Source organism: Planctomycetota bacterium, assembly GCA_038746835.1.
Classification (GTDB): domain Bacteria; phylum Planctomycetota; class Phycisphaerae; order Tepidisphaerales; family Tepidisphaeraceae; genus JBCDKH01.
In genome coordinates this window covers 1-15,419 of the sequence record JBCDKH010000075.1, presented here as the reverse complement: position 1 = coordinate 15,419, position 15,419 = coordinate 1, and the positions used below count along the sequence as shown (strand labels likewise).

13 protein-coding genes are annotated in these 15,419 nt (G+C 66.4%); 4 read left to right on the top strand and 9 right to left on the bottom strand.

Annotated elements, in window-relative coordinates; all coding sequences use genetic code 11:
* Positions 1-116 precede the first annotated feature (116 nt).
* Positions 117-2,051, top strand: coding sequence for a CRTAC1 family protein (locus AAGI46_09105; protein MEM1012367.1), 1,935 nt, complete (start codon positions 117-119; stop codon positions 2,049-2,051).
* 44 nt (positions 2,052-2,095) lie between these two features.
* Here AAGI46_09105 and AAGI46_09100 read toward each other — a convergent pair whose 3' ends face one another.
* The 3 genes from AAGI46_09100 to AAGI46_09090 are packed head-to-tail and all read right to left on the bottom strand — an operon-like array spanning position 2,096 to position 8,579.
* Positions 2,096-5,434: an efflux RND transporter permease subunit gene (locus AAGI46_09100; protein MEM1012366.1), complete on the bottom strand. Its 3,339-nt coding sequence runs from the start codon at positions 5,432-5,434 to the stop codon at positions 2,096-2,098.
* A complete protein-coding gene (locus AAGI46_09095) occupies positions 5,431-7,047 on the bottom strand; it encodes an HlyD family efflux transporter periplasmic adaptor subunit (GenBank protein MEM1012365.1) in 1,617 nt (538 codons plus the stop codon). The genes AAGI46_09100 and AAGI46_09095 overlap by 4 nt, the downstream gene beginning before the upstream one ends.
* A gap of 5 nt (positions 7,048-7,052) precedes the next feature.
* Entirely contained in the window at positions 7,053-8,579 is a 1,527-nt protein-coding gene (locus tag AAGI46_09090; protein MEM1012364.1) for an efflux transporter outer membrane subunit, read from the bottom strand.
* Positions 8,580-8,685: 106 nt separating this feature from the next.
* Here AAGI46_09090 and AAGI46_09085 point away from each other — a divergent pair, with 106 nt between their 5' ends.
* Both AAGI46_09085 and waaF read left to right on the top strand, forming a co-directional pair.
* Complete coding sequence (locus AAGI46_09085) at positions 8,686-9,348, top strand: hypothetical protein (protein MEM1012363.1); 663 nt, start codon at positions 8,686-8,688, stop codon at positions 9,346-9,348.
* Positions 9,349-9,387: 39 nt separating this feature from the next.
* Positions 9,388-10,404: a lipopolysaccharide heptosyltransferase II gene (gene waaF, locus AAGI46_09080; GenBank protein ID MEM1012362.1), complete on the top strand. Its 1,017-nt coding sequence runs from the start codon at positions 9,388-9,390 to the stop codon at positions 10,402-10,404.
* Positions 10,405-10,412: 8 nt separating this feature from the next.
* Here the strand turns inward: waaF and AAGI46_09075 are convergent, their stop codons facing one another.
* Positions 10,413-10,985: a polymer-forming cytoskeletal protein gene (locus AAGI46_09075; protein ID MEM1012361.1), complete on the bottom strand. Its 573-nt coding sequence runs from the start codon at positions 10,983-10,985 to the stop codon at positions 10,413-10,415.
* 90 nt (positions 10,986-11,075) lie between these two features.
* A complete protein-coding gene (locus AAGI46_09070; GenBank protein ID MEM1012360.1) occupies positions 11,076-11,486 on the bottom strand; it encodes a polymer-forming cytoskeletal protein in 411 nt (136 codons plus the stop codon).
* Positions 11,487-11,616: 130 nt separating this feature from the next.
* Between AAGI46_09070 and AAGI46_09065 the strand changes: the two genes are divergently transcribed.
* Positions 11,617-12,264 (top strand): acetyltransferase, encoded by a 648-nt coding sequence (locus AAGI46_09065; GenBank protein MEM1012359.1) that lies wholly within the window; start codon positions 11,617-11,619, stop codon positions 12,262-12,264.
* A 125-nt stretch (positions 12,265-12,389) separates the two neighbouring features.
* On the opposite strand, the gene AAGI46_09060 is transcribed toward AAGI46_09065, so the two are convergent.
* From AAGI46_09060 to AAGI46_09045, 4 genes are all read right to left on the bottom strand, one after another.
* Positions 12,390-13,076, bottom strand: a complete 687-nt coding sequence (locus tag AAGI46_09060; protein MEM1012358.1) for an OmpA family protein — start codon at positions 13,074-13,076, stop codon at positions 12,390-12,392.
* 144 nt (positions 13,077-13,220) lie between these two features.
* The gene (locus tag AAGI46_09055) at positions 13,221-13,553 is read right to left on the bottom strand and encodes a hypothetical protein (protein ID MEM1012357.1); all 333 of its coding nucleotides are present in this window, start codon (positions 13,551-13,553) and stop codon (positions 13,221-13,223) included.
* 25 nt (positions 13,554-13,578) lie between these two features.
* Positions 13,579-14,406 carry a hypothetical protein gene (locus tag AAGI46_09050; GenBank protein ID MEM1012356.1) on the bottom strand — a complete coding sequence of 276 codons (828 nt, stop codon included), beginning with the start codon at positions 14,404-14,406 and terminating at the stop codon, positions 13,579-13,581.
* The coding region (locus AAGI46_09045) for a His/Gly/Thr/Pro-type tRNA ligase C-terminal domain-containing protein (protein MEM1012355.1) at positions 14,406-15,419 on the bottom strand (1,014 nt) is incomplete at its 5' end. The genes AAGI46_09045 and AAGI46_09050, both read right to left, overlap by 1 nt.

Genomic DNA, 15,419 nt, shown 5'->3' with positions numbered 1-15,419 from the left:
CCCGTTCCAACTTTGCGGCCGGCGCCGACGACAAGAAGCTCGACATTCCGCCAGCGATCATTCCTGTAGCCGAAACTGCTCCCTGAGTCTGTTCATCCGTCAACCAGAGACCTTCCATGCACCTCAAACTCCAAACAGCCGCCACCATCGCTGCCGCCGCGCTCTTCGGAGCAACATCGAACGCACAGGCCGACTTCACGCCGAGCGATGAGCGACCGGTCGTCTTCTTCGACGTCTCGAGCTTCGCCGAGATCTACTCCAGGCCCGACACCAAGTACGGCGGGCCGACGGTTGCCGACATGGACAGTGACGGCTTCTACGACCTGATCTTCTACAACCACAACCAGACGCCCATCTTCCACTACCGGAACGACGGCGACGGAACGTTCACCAAGCTGGACAACCTCTTCCGGCTGGCCGACACGCACGGCGTTGCTCCGGGCGACTACGACCGCGACGGCGACCTCGATGCGTTGGTCTCGCTCGGCGGAGGCAACAGCGTCAAACCCCAGCCGCCACGACTCCTCCGCAACGACGGCGACGGCGTCTTCACCGATGTCACGGTAGAGGCAGGCCTTGCCGACAAGGGCGCACGCGGACGCACCGTCAAGTGGATCGACCTCGACGTCGACGGCCTGCTCGATTGCGTGACCGTCAACGCCCCCCAGACCGTCCGCCCCGATTGGCCGCGCAACATCTTCTACCGCAACCTCGGCGACGGCACGTTCGAGTTTGTCGACAGGCCCGTCTTCCAGGAGATTGAGGCCGAGAAGGTCTTCGTCACCGACTTCGACCAAGACGGCACGCCTGACATCTTCACCTTCGGTCTGTGGGAGCCGCTGGGTCTGTATCGCGGGCTCCGCGAGTTCTCGTTCGACGATGTGTACGAGAGCATGATCCCCGCAGAGCTCGGCGAGATGCGATCCGTTCAGGCCGTCGCGGAGGCGGACATCGACGGTGACGGCGACATGGATTACTACTTCGCACGCGGTGGCAACTACAGCAACTTCGTCCACCTGCACGACGGCATCATGGACGTCAAGTTTTCCGTCCACGATGTGCTCAGTCGCAGCATGACCTTCGACGCCGGCGGATGGATCACGATGATCGACTTCGGCCTGAGCGATCGCGGCAATCTCCCGACCGGTATGCCGATCTTTCTCGGTTCGGAGAAGAAGCGCGTCCTCGCGCCGCACGACAGCAAAAAGTGGGCGAACCTCAACGATGCCGCCGGCTTCCCGGACGAGATGACCGAGGAAGGCTGGTACCTGGGCTGGATGGGCGACAACCAGTGGAAGCTCGCCTTCAAGCTGGCTGAGCGCGACCGCGCCTGGCACGTCTGGGGCACCTTCCAGAATGTCCAAGACTTCACCACCGAGTTCGACGCGATCAACCCAGCCCTGCCCGACGTCCTCCTTCGCAACGACGGCGGCACGCTGACTGACATCTCTCACCTGCTGCCGGAGCAGTCCCAGGCCGACAACCGCGGCGTCACGCCGGGCGACTTCAACAACGATGGCCTGGTCGACTTCTATGTCTACCGCTTCGGCGTTCCGAGTCGACGCCACGCCGACTTCATCCTCCTCAACCGCGGCGACAGCTTCGAGGTTTTCGAGAACCACGGCGCGACCGACATCAACGCCGAAGCGAACGGTGACATGGGCATCGCCTTCGACTACGACCTCGACGGCGACCTCGACCTCTTCAGCGGCGACGAGGGCGGGCCGTGGCGGCTCTTCGCCAACCAGCACACCGACGCCCGTGAGGAGTCCGTCCAAGACCACATCCTGCTGCGTGTCGGCAACAGCCCCGACGGCACCGACCCGATGGGCGCGATCGTGCGGATCACGTCCGCCTCCGGGACACAGACCCGCATCGTCGGCTCAGGCGCTGCTGCGTTCTCTCAGTCCCTGCTCAACATCGTCCACTTCGGCCTCGGCGATGACACCGTCGTCGAAACCGTCACCGTCTCGTGGCGCGACGGCACCACCGCATCGATCGACAACGTCGACCCCGGCTCACTCACCGTCATCGGCGACGTCGGCAAGTGACAGGCTGACAACTCGATCGCTGAACCGCCCGGGCGGACACTGCTTCAGTGTCCGCCCGTTTCGAAGGCCGGGCCCTGATAGCGGACGCGGCGGCCGAGGATTGGGAGCAGGAGGCGGCGGAAGTCTTCGACGATCAGGTAGAAGCTCGGCACCAGCAGCAGCGTGATCGCAGTCGCGAAGACAATGCCGAATCCGAGGCTGATGGCCATCGGGATGATGAACTGCGCCTGCAGGCTCGTCTCCAGGATGATCGGAACCAGGCCGAAGAACGTGGTGACCGTGGTCAGGAAGATCGGGCGGAACCGACGCAGGCCCGCCTCGATGACGCCGGCGAAGATGCCGGTGTTCGAGTCGCCGTCGCGCATGCGGTTGCGGTTGATCAGGTCGATCATGATCAGCGAGTCGTTGACCACCACGCCGGCCAGTGCGACGACGCCGAAAAGCGACAGGAACGTCAGCGGCGTGTCGCGGACCAGCCAGTGCATGATCAGGTGGCCCAGCGCCGCACCGACGAAGCCAAACGGAATCGCGCTCATCACGACGATCGGCTGCACGTAGCTGCGGAACAGCACGGCCAACATCGCATAGATGCCGACGAGCGCAACCAGCGTCGCCAGCTGCAGGCTGACGAGTGACTCGGCCTGTTCCTGCTGTTCGCCTTCGAGGCTCCAGGTGACGCTCGGGAACCGCTCGGTCATGTCGCCGAGGATGCCCTCGGGTTCGCCGTTGTCCTCGCGCGAGAACATGGCGAGGAATCGCTCCCAGCGACTGAGCTCTTCCTGCGAGTCTTGCTTGAGCAGCGTCACCACGTCGCTGCTGCTCACCTTCGTCACGTCGACATCGGCCGTCACGCTGACGACGCGGCGGCGGTCGGTTCGGCGGATGGCGGAAAACCCGGTGCCGGTCTCCAGTTCGGCAACGCGCGACAGCGGGCTCTCGGTGCCGTTGGGCAGACGGACGAACAGGTCTTCCACGTCGGCCACGCTCTCGCGGGCGTCTTTCGGGTAGCGGACGTAGACGCGAACCTCGTCGCGGCCGCGTTGGACGCGCTGCGCCTCTTCGCCGAAGAACGCCCCGCGGACCTGGCCGAAGACGTCGCTGGCCCGCAGGCCTAGCGCCTCGCCGAGCGGTGTCAGGCCCGTCACGCGCAGCTCCGGCCGGCCGTCCTCGGCGTTGTCGGCAATCTCGCGGACGCCTTCGATCTGCGCCAGCTCGCCCTTCAAGAACTCGGCCGCCTGCTTGAGCGCGTCGCGATCGCGGCTGCGGAGTTCGACGTCGACCGGATCGCCGGCACGGATCAGGTCGCTGCGGAACTCGACCGTGCGTGGTCCGACGATGGGGCCGACGATCTCTTCCCACATCGCCTGCACCTCGGCAGCGGAGGTCTTGCGGGTGTTGCCCGGGAAGAGCTCGACGACGATCTCGCCCAGACGTGGATCGCGCGACGCGACGACGGCCGTCGCGCCGGGGCCGCCGGAGATGTCGGCGATGGGCGTGCCGCCGACGGCCGACTGGATCTGGCGAATCAGCGGCCCGCCGTCTTCCAGTTCGGCCGTGCGACGTCGCAATTCCTGAGCGGCGGCTTCGAGGTCGTCGATGACGCGCTGCGTGTCCGATGCCGTGCTGCCGGGCGGCATCTCGATGTTGACGGTGACGATGTCGCTTTCGACCTCCGGGAAGAAGGCCCACGGCAGCACGCCACCGCGAAGCAGGCCGACCGTCACCATCAGCACGGCCGCAGCGCTGGCGAGTGTGACGTACCGCGCCCGACACGCCGCCGACAGCAGCCGTCGGTACGGTCCGTTCGTGAATCCGTCGAGACCGACGGCCAGCGCCTTGCGCGTCTTCGTGTAGAGCTTGGGCTCCCAGATTGCCTTGCCCGACAGGTGGGCCGGCAGGATGAGCAACGCTTCCACCAGCGAGATCACCAGCACCGCGATTACCACGATCGGAATGACGGCCAGAATCTGACCGATCGCGCCGTCGGCAAAGAGCAGTGGCGCGAACGCGACCACCGTCGTCGCGATTGTCATCGAGACGGGCAGCGCCACTTCCTTCGCCCCGTCGACGGCGGCGCGGGCGGCGGACTTGCCCATTTCGCGGTGACTTTGGATGTTCTCGCCCACCACGATCGCGTCGTCCACCAGGATGCCCAGCACCAGGATGAACGCGAACAGCGAGATCATGTTGATGCTCACGTCCGCCGGCGGGAGCACGACGAAGCTGGCGACCACGCTCATCGTCAGACCCAGCGCCGTCCAGAACGCCAGCCGCAGGTCGAGGAACAGACCCAGCAGCGTGATGACTAGCGCGAGTCCGATGAGCGCGTTGCGCAGCATCAGATCGATGCGGTCCTTCAGCAAGATCGAGCTGTCGTTGTACGTCGAGACTTCGATGCCCGGCGGCAGACGGTCCTTCGCCTCGGCGACGTAGCTCATGACGGTCGACGCGACGTTCAGCGCGCCCTCGTCGCCCGTGCGGTAGACGTTGAGCAGGATCGCCGGCTGGCCGTTGAAGCTGATGCCGTAGTCGTTGTCTTCGAAGCCGTCGATGACGGAGGCGACGTCGCTGACGGTGATGCGTGTTCCGTCGCCGAGCGTCTTGACGACGATGCCTTCGAAGTCCTGCCCGCGATATCGCTGGCTGACGCTGCGGACCAGCACCTCGCCGGCTTCGCCTTCGACGGTGCCGGCCGGCAGGTCGAGGCTCGAATCGCGCAGTGCGTTGGCGACGTCCTCGAAGGTGATCTGATAGCGGCGCAGGTCTTCGGGCCGGACCTCGATGCTGATCTCGTACGGCGGGATGCCATCGACATCGATCTGGCTCGCGCCGCCCGACTGCTGCAGGTCGTCCTTGAATCGCTCGGCCGCCTCACGCAAGGCACGCCGGTCGACGTCGCCGAAGAGTGCGACGGTCAGGACCTGGAAACGGTCGGACCGCTCGCTGACGACCGGCTCTTCTGCGTCGGCCGGGAAGGTCTGGATCGAGTCAACGGCCGAGCGGATGTCGTCGGCGAAGTCGCCCATGTCGATGCCGTTCTCGGCTTCGATCGTCAGGACGGCCTGCCCTTCCACGGCGAGACTGCCAAGCTTCTTGATGCCCTCGACATCGGCGACGGCCTCCTCGACCCGCAGCACGACGCCCTGCTCGACTTCCTCGGGATTCGCCCCCGGATACGGCACGGTGACCGTCACCAGACGTGGGTCAATCTGAGGAAAAACCTCGAGTTTCGTCTGCAACACCGACAGCGCGCCGATGACCAGCAGCAAGACGAACAGCAGGTTGGCCGCGACGTGGTTCCGTGCGAACCACGCGATGAGCCCCGACGGCCCGGCGGTGGGCGTCGCGGCCTTTTCGTCGAAGGCGTGCTGAGCTTCGCTCATGACGCGTCACCTCCGCTCATCACAGGCACTCCGTCATCCTGAGCGAGCGCAGCGAGTCGAAGGACCTCGCCAGAACGCATCCCAGTGCCGCTTGCGTCCGCTGCGAGGTCCCTCGGCTCCGCTTCGCTCTGCTCGGGATGACGGAGCGAGGCGCTCGGCTCTTCGCCTTCGTTCGGCTCCTGCTCGCCATCGCGGACCGAGATCGGCATGCCGTCGGTCGCGACTTCGAGGGGCGTCGTGATCACGCGATCGCCCGACGAGAGGCCGCGGACGAAGGCGGCGTCGCCGACGCGGCGGACGACGTCGACCTGACGAAACCGGAGCAGGCCTTCGTCGTCTGCCAGCCGCACGCGGAACGTGCCGGCCTCGGTGCGTTCGATTGATCGTCGCGGGAGCCGGGCGATGCCATCGAGCGCTTCGCCGTCGAGGGAGACTTCGACGAATCGCCCGGGAACGAAGGCGGCACTCGGCTCGTCGAGTGCGACGATTACTTCCACGAGCTGCGTCGCGTCGTCGACTTCGCCACCCGTGCGGACGGCTTTGCCGCGGACGGTCGTGCCGCCGGCGTCGACGGTTGCGGTCGCGCCGGGCACGGCGATGAAGCCGAGCTGATCATCCTCCAGCGGTACCGGCACTTCGAGCGACGACGTCGCGTAGAGCGACGCGACCGACTGCCCGGCGACGACGGTCTGGCCGGTATCGACGCTCTCGCTCGCGACGCGCCACGAGCCAGTCTCGGCCGGCAGCTTCACCTTTGTTCGGTCGAGCGAGACGTTCGCCTGCCGCAGTGACGCCGCGGCCTGGCGGACCGATGCCTGCAGCTCGATCGCCTGTGCGTCGACCTCGTCGACGGCCGCACGCGCGGCTTCGAGCAGCGACTCGTTCTCGCGGAGCTGCGGCTCGCGTGCGACCAGCGGCGGGACGGTCTGGCCGGGGTTGAGTCGCTCGAACTCGGCACGCGACACCTCGGCCTCGGCCTGCATCGTCTCGAGCGACGTCTCACGCCGCGCCACCTCCGCCACGGCCGAGCGACGGCGGGCATCGAGCCTCGTGACCGCCGCGTTGGCACGTTCTAGGTCGGCCTCGGCCTGCTCGACGGCGAGCTCGTAATCGGTCGGATCGATCTCGAAAACAACGGATTCTGCCGGTAAAACGCCACCCGGTCGAAGCTGCGGGTGGACCGAGATCACGCGACCGCCGACCTGCGGCACGACGGCCAGCTCGCTTGCGGCAGCCACGCGTCCGAAGCCACGGACGCTCATCGTCACCGGGCCGACTTCAGCGATGAGCACGTCGACGACGGGTGCCGACGTCACGGCCGGCAGCTTTGCCGGTGCGGTCTTCTGGCTGATGAGGAACCACGTCACGCCCGTGCCCACGGCGAGCACGACGACGGCCGAGAGCAACTGCAACACCACGCCCGCCGCCTTGGAGCCCTCGTCGTCGTCGGCCGGACCTGCTTCGTATTCCACCTTCGCCGGTGAGTCGTCACCATCGACCTCGACCGGAGATGGCGCAGGCGCGGCCTCGATCACGTCGGCCATCGGATCGCTCGACGTGTCGTCGCGCTCGTGCTCGGTGAGTGCTGGTTCTTGGTCGGCAACTCGGGTCATGGCAGTCAGGACGGATCGTTGGTGGAAGCGTCATCGAGCATCGGCTCGCCGGTCTCGGGCAAGTCCCAGTCGCCGCCGAGGGCGAGGTGAAGATTGATCCGTGCGTTCCAGACGAGCTGGCGAGCCAGGGCCAATCGCTCCTCGGCCGCCCGACGCCGGCGCTCGGCTTCGAAGATGAGCAGCAGATCACCCACGCCTCGGCCGTACCGCTCCCGCGCGAGTGACTCGGCGGCTTCGGCTTCGGCCAGCGCGCGGGTGAGGGCTTCGGCTTCGTTGCGTGCGCCTCGCTCGCGGACGAGGGCTTCGCTGACCTCGCGCATCGCCACCAGCACGAGCCCCGCGTAGCTTGCGACTGCTTCGTCCACGCCGGCCCTGCTCTGCCGAACGCCGGCACGCAGGCTGCCGCCCTGGAAGATCGGCTGCGCGAGTCGGCCGACGATGGAATAGACGAAGTTCCCGTCGTCCAGCAGGTCGTCGAGCATGTCACTCGTCGAGCCGGCACTCGCGCTCAGCGTGAGGTCCGGGAACATCGCGGCGATCGAGGCACCCACGCGAGCCTTGGCGGCGCGGGCGCGGAAGTCACTGGCGAGCAGATCGGGTCGGCGGTCGAGCAGCGCAGCCGGCAGGCCGACCGGTGGTGGCGGGAGGCTCGGCAAAGCGGTGAGTTCGGCGACGTTGCCGTCGATCCGCTGCGGCGGGATGCCGGTCAGGACGTCGAGTGCGTACCGCTCGGCCGCAAGCTCGGCCTGCAGCGGGTGAACCGTGGCTTCAGCACTGGCGACGTTTTCCCTGGCCAGGCGCAGTTCCACCGGATCGCCCACGCCTGCCGAGTAGCGGCCGTCGACGACTTCGAGCGTTTGTTTGAGCGATTCGACGTTTTCCTCGGCGAGGCGGACGCGGGTTTGCAAGGTGGCGACGGCGACGCGGCCTTGGATCGTGCGGGCGACGAGCGTGTGGGCCAAGGCGAGCGCGTCGAGCCGCGCGGCCGACTCATCGAACGCGGCGGCCTGTTCCAATCGTGCGAGCCGGCCGAAGAGGTCGGTCTGCCAGGAGACGTCGAGGCTCAGATCGTAGAACTCGATGAAGTCGTCCCCACCGCCCCCACCGCCGCCGGGGACGGGAGCGCCTCCACCTGCGCCGCCCACGCCGGGGAAGAAGCCGGCGTCGCCGATGCGTTGACCGGTCGCGGAGGCATTGAGCCCGGCGCTTGGCAGACGATCGCCGCGGGCGACCTCGCGGGCGGCGCGGGCTTGTCGCGCGCGGGCGAGCGCGGCGCGAAGGTCGAAGTTTCCACCGATCGAGCGGTCGACAAGCCGGTCGATTTCGTTGTCGCCAAACCGCCGCCACCACCGCGGATCGACGGCGGCGGTCTCGCCGTCGACTTCGGACAACGTTGAGCCGGCGAAGGTCGTCGTCAGGTCAAACTTGAGTTCTGGGCGGACAGGATCGGGTCCCAGGCGACACCCGGCCGTGACCGTACAAGCCGCCACTGTCGCCACGAGCAGAATCGGGTTGGCAGCAGCGGCAGGCACGACCGGCGACAGTAGCCAAACGACCGTTTGTCGCAGTTGCCCTCTTTGGACCATCGCCACGTGAGGCAAACGGTCGCAGTCTCAGACGGCTGGCGTACCTTTTGCCATGCCGGGCGAGGACTGGACGTGGACCTTGGCCGCCTGGCCCGAGGAGCACCGCCAGCCCTGGTGTCCGAAGATTTTGCCCGATTTTCGGGGTTTTGAGCCAGTCTCGCCGACGCGGGTGTTGAAGGACGATCCGAGTGGGCGGGTGACCCTCCACGAGGTCGATCGTTCGGAAGTGGTTGTGAAGTCGCCGTCGCCGCCGGCTGGTAGCCGGCGATGGATTTCGCCGTTTCGCAAGCCGCGGGCGAAGCGGGCGTTCGACAAGGCCACGCGGCTGCTCGCGGTTGGCCTGCCGGTGGAGCTGCCGATCGGCCTTGGCCGGCAAGGCCGCCGGTGGGTTGGGCTCTACGCCCTGGTGCCCGGACAGACGCTGGCCGCCTACGCGGGCCCCGATCGCCCTGCGGTCCTCCGACGCGTCGGCCAGCTCCTGCGCCAGACCACGGCCGCGGGTTGGGTCCACTCGGATGCCAAGACCACGAACTGGATCATCACGCCCGACGGGCAGCCGGTGCTGTGCGACTGCGACGGGCTTAAGCCAATTGTCTTCCGTGCTCGCGAGCGGCGTGGGCTCGAGCGTGTCCTGCGTGACGTCCGGACACTGAGCACGTTCGAGCCCGGCGACGAAGCGGCCCTGCTCGAAGGCTTCGACGCGGCGCAGCCTTGAATGTCGCGACTCTCAAGGAAAGTCGCTACGTTTCGCCCCTTGCCCGACGAGCCGCGTCGCATCCTCATCGTCAAGCCGACCGCGCTCGGCGACGTCGTGCAGAGCCTGCCGGTCGCCGGTCTGCTCAAGCGACGTTGGCCCGAAGCGACGATCGACTGGCTCATCGCCCGGCCGTTCGCGCCGCTGTTGGAGACGCACCCGCACGTCGACGACGTGCTCCTTTTCGATCGTCATCGCGATGCCGGCCCGCGCGTGCAGGCGCGAGCGACGCGACGGTTGGTCGCCCAGCTGCGGAGCCGCGGATACGACCTTGCGATCGATCTGCAGGGCCTGTTCCGCAGTGGCTGGTTGACCAGACGCTCGCGGGCCAGGAGACGCGTCGGCTTCGCCTACGCGCGGGAAGGGGCGTCGCTGTTCTACAACGACCGCGTTGCCCGCCGACCTGGAGCACGCAACGCGGCCGAGCGGTACCTCGACGTGGCCGAGCACCTTGGTTGCGGACGATCGCCGGCATCGGCAGACATCGTCACCACAGACGCCGACGACGCTGCGGCCGCGAAGCTCATCGAGCCGCTCGACGACAGGCCCTTCGTGCTCATGTTGCCCGGGACGAACTGGCGAACCAAGCGTTGGCCGGCGGAGCATTTTGCCAGATTATCTGAGGTTTTGGGCATGAAGCACGGCCTCGAATGCGTCGTCGCTGGTGCCGGCGATGCGGTCGATGCCGCGACCCTCATCGGCGGCCTGAACGTCGTCAACCGCACCAGTGTCCGCGAACTGGCGAGCTTGATGAAGCACGCGTCACTGGTCATCGCCAACGACTCCGGCCCCATGCACCTTGCCGCAGCGTTGCACCGTCCACTCGTCGCGCTGTTCGGGCCGACGGATCCGCACCTGACCGGGCCACACGGATCGGCGCGGTCGGTCGTGCGGTTAGACGTGTCGTGTGCACCGTGCTTCAGCAGATCGTGCGTGCACCGGACGTGCCTCGTCGGGCTCTCCGTTGAGGCCTGCGCGAGACGTTGCGCGGACGTCTTGGAGTTGGAGCGCGCGTAGGTCGTGCGTCACCGAACGCGTGCTTTTCCGGTAGCAATTGCAGAAAGTGCTCGCATGCGCTCGGCTTCGTCGACCTTGGGCTCTGACTCCGAAGCCTGCTGGTCGACGCGGTCACCGACGGGCATCGAGTCGTCGACTTGCTCTTCGACGATCGGAGGCGGCGGGACCATGTGGTCCTTGCCGACGCAGTAGTAGCCGTTGAGCTCGGCTCCTTCGCTGACGGACATTGCGTGCGCGTCGACGTCGCCGCCGAGGTTGCACTTGGGTCCGGCGAGGATGACGCCGCGGACGATTGTCTTGTCGGACGAGCGGATTTCACCGCGGGCGATCATGCCTCCGCATTCGACCTGTTTTGCGACGATTTTGCCCTTTTTCTCGACGATCAGCGTGCCGACCGTGCGAATCTCGCGGCGGGCGTCGTACTTCTTGACCTGCACGTCACTGACCTGCAGCGGCTTGTTGCAGTGCCGGCACGTGACGGTCTGCGCCCGCCGCCCTACCTCCTGCCGGCCGCCGCAGCGGTAGCAGGTGATCGCCAGCAACCCATCGGCCGGGGCGAACTTGGAGAGGAGGGAAGGCATCGCAGAATGGATGAGGGATGAAGGAGGAGGGATGAGAAGGAGAAGCGCGTGGCTTCATCCTTCATCGCTCGTCCTTCAAGCTTTGCGACCTCATTTCGTGCTCACGGCCAGGCCGTTGCGGATTGGCATGGCGTCGTCGGCAGAGTCGTCCTTCTTGCCGCCGGCTTTGACGGCGTTGGGGCCGACGGTGACGTGGCCCTTGAAGACGGCGCCCTCTTCGACGATGAGCTTGCCGGCGGTGAGGTCGCCCTCGTGGTCGCTGGACTCCTTGAGCTCGATGCGGCCGTTTGCGCTGAGGTTGCCGCGGACGGTTCCGTCGACGCGGACGTTGCCGGCCTTGACGTCACCGGTCAGCGAGGCCTCGCGATCGACGTGGAGCAGCCCGCCCGTGCGGACTTCGCCCTCAAACTTGCCCTGCAAACGGACAGCCTTCTCAAAGGACAGCTCGCCCTTGATCGAAACGTCGGGACCCAGAACGGTGGTGAATTCCTGATCGGCCATCGTGCCACTCCTTGGCTGGCGGGAGAAAAGATGGGTTGCGGCGGCATCCTGCCGCAGCGCTCGTCCGCAGGGTAACGCGAGACGGCAGGCGTGCAAGTGCTTTGGCCCGGGTTGTCGATACAAAACGCGTATGTCCCGCTCAGGCAACGGCCCCGTGCTCATCCTCGGCGCGGGTGGTCACGGCAAGGTCGTCGCCGATCTGCTCGATGTCATGGGCCGAGACGTCGCCGGCTTCATCGATGGCGACGAGAGTCTGCACGGCAAGAGCGTCGTCGGCCGGCCGGTGCTGGGCGGCATGAATCGCCTCGAACATCACGCACGCGAGGTTGGTGCGGCGACTGTCGCCCTGGCCATCGGCGACAATCGCGTCCGCCTCGAACACGCCCGCGAGGCCGCGCGGGCCGGCCTGGAGATCGCGACGCTCGTTCATCCTTCCGCGGTTGTCTCGTCGTCAGCGTCGCTCGCCGCGGGCACCGTCGTTTGTGCCGGAGCCACGGTTTGTTGCGAGGCACAGCTCGGCGAGGCGTGCGTGATCAACACGAACGCCGTGGTCGATCACGAGTGTCAGCTGGGCAATGCCGTCCACGTCGCCCCGGCGGCTGCGCTGGCGGGGCGGGTGCGTCTGGGCGACGGCGTCTTCGTCGGCCTCGGCGCGCGGGTCCTGCCCTGCCTGGAAGCCAACGCCTGGGCGATCATCGGCGCAGGCGCGGTCGTAACACGGGACATCGCCGGCGACGTCACCGTCGTCGGCGTTCCCGCCAAAGCCATCGGCGAATAGCACTGTCCGTCATCCCGAGCGCAGCCGAGGGACCTCGCCTGGATCCGATCGGGGTGCGCAGGCGAGGTCCTTCGACTCGCTGCGCTCGCTCAGGATGACGGAATGACCGTCGGAAACCGAGTCTTTCAGAGCACGACGATGATTTCGACGCGGCGGTCCTGCTTCTTGCCCTGACCCATCGACTGGTGCTCGCCGTGGCCGACGGTTTCGATGCGGCTGGCGGTGACGCCCGAGCCTTCGAGGATCTTGGTGACGGCATAGGCGCGACGCAGCGACAGGTCGCGGTTCGAGTCGTACTTGCTCTTGCTCCGCTTGATCGGGTCGGAGTCGGTGTGGCCCTCGACGCGGACGGTGGAGCCGGCGTAGTCGCTCTGCAGGATCTCGGCGATCCGGTTAAGCGTCGCCTTGGCCGAGCTGTTGACGGTGTCAGAGCCGCTGGCGAACAGCAGGTCGCCCGGCACACGCATCGTCATCTCGTTGTCGTTGAGGCTGACGTCGACGTTGTCGATGCCCGGGATCATGAGGCCCGTGTCATCCGGCATGGCCAGACGCTCGGCGAGCTGACGCTCGAGGTCCGCGATGCGAGCGGCCTTGGCCGCGTTTTCGCTTTGGAGCGAGGCGAGCTGCGCCTGCGTCGGCCGCTGAGAAATCTCTGTCTGAAGGCTCTTTTTGTCCTTCTGGAGCTGGCGGGCCTGGTGGTGCAGCGCGAGGTTCTCGTCGTACATCGCGTTCTGGCAACCGGCGACAAACAGGCCGGAGGCCGCGATGGGAGCGGCGAGCGCGAGACGGCGAACAAGACTGTGCGATGGCATCGGGTCGATTCCTTTCGACGCGGCCGACGCGTGTCATCGGCCTGGGTTGGAGAAGACGGCCGAATCCGCGGCCGCGCTGGGCGCAAATTAGCACGCCGCGCGCGCGCTGCAACTTCGGACCGATAACTTTTTCTCAAATGCCCGTCAACGCTTCGTCGGCGTCGGCGACGAAGCACGCAGCTTCATCTCCTGAATCTCACGTTCCAGCCGGTCCGTGCGCCCCTTCTCGCGGGCAGTCTTGGCCTGACGCAGCGTCGCAAACGCCATCCGCGTAAGAAGCATCGCCAGCGCCCCGAGCACGAAGGCCGCGAGCAGCCCGACGATCGGCGACGTGTTGAGTGTCACCGTCGGGAAGAGCCACACGTCGATCGTCCCCCGGCCGTTGAGCAGGACGAAGACGATCGTGTAGATCGCCACGATGCTCAGCAGGGTGACCTTCGTCCAGATGCGGACCTTCAGCAGCGTGTCGGATGCCATCGCCTTGCACGATATCGCCGACGGCTCACGGTGCCGAATCGGCGGGCGTCTGAGTGGCCGCGTCTTCGTCGAAGGCATAGCCGACGACGGTGCGATCCAAAACCTCGTTCAGCCACACGGTCAGGTCGCGGTAGACCGGCTCGCGCGGGTTCTGGAACAGCGGCCGATAGCCCTCGACCTCCGGGTGCGGCCGATCGGTGGCACCGGCGGGCAAGGCGTAGGTGAGCAGCAGCGACGCCTCGGGGTTCTGCCGTTCGATCAGGCGACGTTCGACCTCTGCGGGGCCGCCGAACGCCCCGCCGGTCGGGTTGGCGACGCTGACCTTGCCGCGGCTGAGCGTGTAGAAGTTCGTGTAGATCACGTCGTCACCACGCCCGCTGTTGACGAGTTGGAAGCCCGCGTGCCGCTCGGGGTCGTTCGAGCCGTGACATGCGCTGGTCGCACAGCCGCGAATGACGGCCGTGTGGATGCTCCGCTTGAACAACTCCAGCGATGCCGGATCGGTCAGGATCAGGACGTCGGCCTGCTCTTCCTCGGTGCCGTTTTCGAGGATGAAGAGGGCTTTGGCGACGTCGCCGCCGGTGTTGAACGCACGGAAGTCGAGCTCGGGTCGGGCGTCGACGAATCGGCGGATGAGGTTCTCGTCGAACCGGATGCGTGGCCCTCGGCTCTGGCCGTCCAGCGGCTGGAGCTCGGCCTGTCGGACGAGGTTGATCTGCTCTTCGGTCAGCAGCGGCACATTGCTCGTCTGCCCACGCCCGGCGGGCTGGGCCCACGTCGGCATCGTCGCGATGGCCACCCCGACGGCGGCGATCGCGGGGAGTCCCAAACGCCGGAGTAGCCGCTGGAGCATCACGCCTGCACGTTAGATGTCGGCGTCAAATCCCGCAATGCACCGAGCCGCTGCAGGACCGTCTCGACCGCGTTATCGACCGCGACATCGCTTGTCTCGCCGGTGTGGCGGTCCTTGAGCTCGACAACGCCTTTCTCCAGACCGCGATCGCCTACGACGACCCGCAGCGGAATCCCGATGAGGTCGGCGTCCGCGAACTTGCTGCCGGGACGATCGTCGCGGTCGTCGAGCAACACGTCGACGCCCTTCGCCTTCAGCTCGTCGTAGATCGCGTCGGCCTTTTCTTTCGCCACGCCGTCGTACTTGATCGGCGTCACGACCACCTCGTACGGCGCGATGTTGACCGGCCATTGGATGCCGCGTTCGTCGTGGGACGTCTCGACGGCCGACAGCAGGATCCGCCCGACGCCGATGCCATAGCAGCCCATGATGACCGGCTTTTCCGCGTTGTTCTCGTCGAGGAACGTCGCGCCCATCTTCTCGGAGTAGACGGTGCCGAGCTTGAAGACGTGCCCGACCTCGACGCCGCGGGATTCCTTGAGGACGCCGCCATCGTTCATCGGCGACGGGTCACCATCTACGGCGTTGCGGATGTCTGCGGGCCTGATTCGATCACCCAGAAGATGTGACTGCGATATCTGGAAACGCGTGTTCGAGGACGCCGTGTCTCGCTGCCAGGTGAAGTGCTTGACGTGGTAATCAGGCTCATTGGCACCGGCGACCCAAAACCCCCCATTGAATGCGTCGAAGTCGACGATCATCTCTTCGGCACGCTCTTGATCGCCCGGACCAACAAAACCGATTGAGAAACCAGCCTCTTTGGCCGCGACCTCATCAAGCGTGACGGGCTCTTCCACCTCTACCTGAAGTTTTGCGACATTCACTTCATGATCGCCCCGGACTACCGCCAGAACCCAACCACCTGACGCCTTCCTGAAAACGAGCGTCTTCAGGATGTGTTTTGGTTTCACCTTCAGCAGCGTGCTGAGTTCGGAGATTGTGCTGACTCCTGG